The organism is Mesorhizobium sp. M7A.F.Ca.ET.027.03.2.1 (assembly GCF_003999175.1).
Taxonomy (GTDB): Bacteria; Pseudomonadota; Alphaproteobacteria; order Rhizobiales; family Rhizobiaceae; genus Mesorhizobium.
This window is the reverse complement of record NZ_RZOM01000703.1, coordinates 1-3,301: the sequence shown is the minus strand read 5'-3', so window position 1 is coordinate 3,301 and position 3,301 is coordinate 1. Positions and strand designations below refer to the sequence as shown.

At 64.7% G+C, this 3,301-nt stretch carries 2 protein-coding genes and 1 pseudogene; all 3 read right to left on the bottom strand.

Annotated features, from left to right (window positions below):
- Positions 1-241: pseudogene (locus EN750_RS25240) on the bottom strand (EamA family transporter); the annotation flags it as partial.
- 221 nt (positions 242-462) lie between these two features.
- Positions 463-1,545, bottom strand: a complete 1,083-nt coding sequence (locus EN750_RS25235) for a histidine kinase dimerization/phosphoacceptor domain -containing protein (RefSeq protein WP_127398128.1) — start codon at positions 1,543-1,545, stop codon at positions 463-465.
- Positions 1,546-1,711: 166 nt separating this feature from the next.
- Entirely contained in the window at positions 1,712-3,202 is a 1,491-nt protein-coding gene (locus EN750_RS25230) for an efflux transporter outer membrane subunit (RefSeq protein ID WP_127398126.1), read from the bottom strand.
- Positions 3,203-3,301: the final 99 nt, after the last annotated feature.

The window sequence follows — 3,301 nt, the reverse complement described above, 5'->3', positions numbered from 1 at the left end:
CCCCATAGGCGACCAGCCACGGCAGAGTGGCACGCGAGGGCCGCATCTGCCAGGGCCGCAGCACCGCGATCAGCATCAGCGCACCGATGACCAGCCGCAGCGTCGTCGTCCCTTGCGCGCCGATCTGCGGGAACAGGCCCTTGGCGAAGGTGGCGCCGATCTGGATCGACACCATGGCGCCCATCAGTGCCGCGACCGGCAAGGGCGCCGCTTCGCGACTGGCAATCGGCGTCGATGTCACGTGATCCCATCCTCCATGCCGCCGGGTCCAAACCCGACCGGCGGCATGGAGATAGGGCGAACCGGCCAACCTGTCGTGAGGCAGCGGCGGACTGGCTGCTGGGGCACGGACTGTTGGCACGCCATGAGCCTCCCAGCCCGCGAAGCGTTCATTGCCGCAGTGCACAAGGAATAGCTGGAGATGATCCTGTAGATGCGAGAGCGCGACGACAACGATACGCTTCAGGCGGTGGCAGCCGAGCGCTTGAACACGATGATCACCTGAGTGCCCTCGCCGGCGCTCGACTTCACGTCGAACTGCGCCTTGGCATTCTCGGTCAGCGAGCGGGCGATCAGCGCGCCGAGCTTGCCGCTCTTGGGCCAGGTCTCGCCGTCCGGCAGGCCGATGCCGTCATCGGCGATCACGATGCGGCAGCCATCACCGTCGACGATGCTGTGCAGCGTGATCGTGCCGCCGTCTCGCCCTTGGAAGGCATGCTTGAGCGCATTGGTCAAAAGTTCGTTCACCACCAGCCCGGTCGGCATGGCGACATTGATCGACACCGGATAGGTGTCGACCTTCATGTCGAGGCGGATGCCCTCGACCGCATGCGAGTTCATCACCGCCGACGCGATCTGGCTGAGATAGACACCAAGATCGACCTCATCCTTTTCATCGTCCCCCGACAGCGTCTGGTAGAGGATTGCCAGCGCATCGACGCGACCTGCCAGCCTCTCGAAACGCTTCTGATCCGGTTCGGCCGCGTTGCGCGTCTCCATCCGGATCAGTGCGGTGATCATCTGCAGATTGTTCTTCACCCGATGCTGCAATTCGCGCAGCAGCGTGTCCTTTTCGCGGATGCGCTCATCGATCGATCGCGGATCCTCCGTTTCGCCATGGGCCGAGACGTCGACCAGCGCCACCAGCCGGAAGCAGGCCTTGCCATTGTCGTCCTCGATGACGTTGGAATAGACGTCGACGATCGCCGGCTGGCCGTCTGTCCGCTCCAGCCGGAACGTGCCGATGAAATCGGTGTCCTCGACCACGGCCTCAAACAGCGGCCGGTCCTTCTGCTTGTGCAGGCCGGTGCCGGAAAGCGCCGCCCAGTGTTGCCGGGCGAGCGTCGCCGCCTTGAGGCCGGACAGTTTCTCGAATTCCGGATTGGCATAGACGACACGCTCCTTCGAACCCAGGTCCGAAACGGCAATGGCGATCGGTACCTGGTCGAGGAATTTCTTGAACTGTTCGCTTTCGAGCGCGCTGGCAAGGTCCGGCGTTTCGAGCAACTGCCCGACCGCTTCGGCCTTCTGTGTATCGGATGTCATCTGCGGCGCCTGTGCTGTGTGGTCACCATCAATAACAGCGATGCGATCACCCCGCCATCGCCAAAGCACGAGGCGGCATTTCACACGCCCTCACGAGCGGTGTGTTCGCACAATCTCGAAATCTGCGTAGCCGCCTCGGAATACTTGACCGAGCTCTGGGAACCGCTCACGAGGCCGGCTTCGACGCCAGCCTTGGCGCGGTCTTGACGTCGACGATCTCAGGCTTGGCACTGTCCACCGTGCCATCCCAGCCGCCACCGAGCGCCTTGTTGAGGGCGATGTAGTTGGTCGCCAGCAGGACGCGGCTTTGCAGCAGCGAGTCCTCGGCCGAGTAGAGCGAGCGCTGGGCGTCGAGCACATCGAGCAGGCTTGTCTCGCCGGCCTTGTAGAGCGTGCCTTCGAGCCGCGCCGCATCGCCATAGGATTTCGCCGAAGAGGCGAGCTTGGCGATCCGGATGCGCTCCTGCGACAACAGCACCAGCGCGTTCTCGACATCCTCGAGCGCCGTCAGCACCGAAGACCGGTATGCGATGAAATATTGATCGCGCTGCGCCTTGGCGACCTCGACGGCCGCCTGCAATTGACCGGCATTGAACACCGGCACGCTGAGCGTCGGCCCGAACGACCAGCCGATCGACGAATTCTTGCCGAGATCGCCAAGCTTCAGCGCCGCCGTGCTGATGTCTCCCGTCAGGCTGACCGAGGGATAGCGGGCGGCCTCTGCCTGGCCGATCTTGGCGGTGTATTGCGCATATTGGCGTTCCGCCATGCGCAAATCGGGTCGCGAAAGCAAGAGGTCGGCGGGAATTCCGGTGGGCATCGGCAGGCGTGGTGCAGGGATCGGGGCGACCCGCTTCAGCCGCTCGCTGAGCGAGGCAGGCGGCCGGCCGGCCAGCACGGCGAGACGATGCACGGCCTGGGCATAGCTTGCCTCCAGCGTCGGCACCGCGGCTTCGGTGCTCGCTGCCTGCCCCATCGCCTTGGCGACATCGGCGGCGGTCGCCGTGCCCGCCTGCGCCATGGTGCGGGTAAGTTCGGCGGTCTGCCTTTGCGACGCGGCCGAGCGCCGGGCGAGCGCGATGCGGGCCTGGTAGCCGCGCGCCTGGGTATAATAGGAAGCGACATCGCCGACCAGGGTAAGAAGCGTCGAGCGCAGTTCCTCCTGCGAGGCGTCCAGCCCGTAGCGCGCGGCCTCGACGCCTCTGCGGTTGGCGCCGAACAGGTCGAGTTCCCAGCTTGCATCGAAGCCGGCCTGGTACTCGCTGTAGGTGGCGTCAGAGCCTGATGTGGTCTCGGCTGACTCGTTGCGGGTGGCCGAGCCGGAGCCGTCGACCGACGGCAGCAACGTGCCGGCACTCTGGCGGTAGCTGGCGCGCGCCTCGCGGATTTTTGCCTTGGCGGTGGCGACATCGAGATTGCCGGCAACCGCTTCCTCGACAAGCGTGTTCATCTCGGGATCGCGCAGCCGCTGCCACCATTTCGAAAGTTGCGCCGGCTGGGCAGGCTTTGTCGGCTTCTGGCCGCTCCAGCTTGCAGGCATCGCCAATATGGGCGTCTGATAATCCGGACCGACGACGCATCCAGCGAGCAGGACAGCGGTAATCATAGGCGCAAGAAGCCGCCTCGCGGCCACCGAGCCACGTTCCAAACCTGTCATGTGAAGTTTTCCTTATTGCTGGTTGGCCGTCACCGGCGTCTCGCCCGTATCTGGTTTGGCCGCCCTGCCCTTGAAGATGCGCCGCACGGTGACGAACAG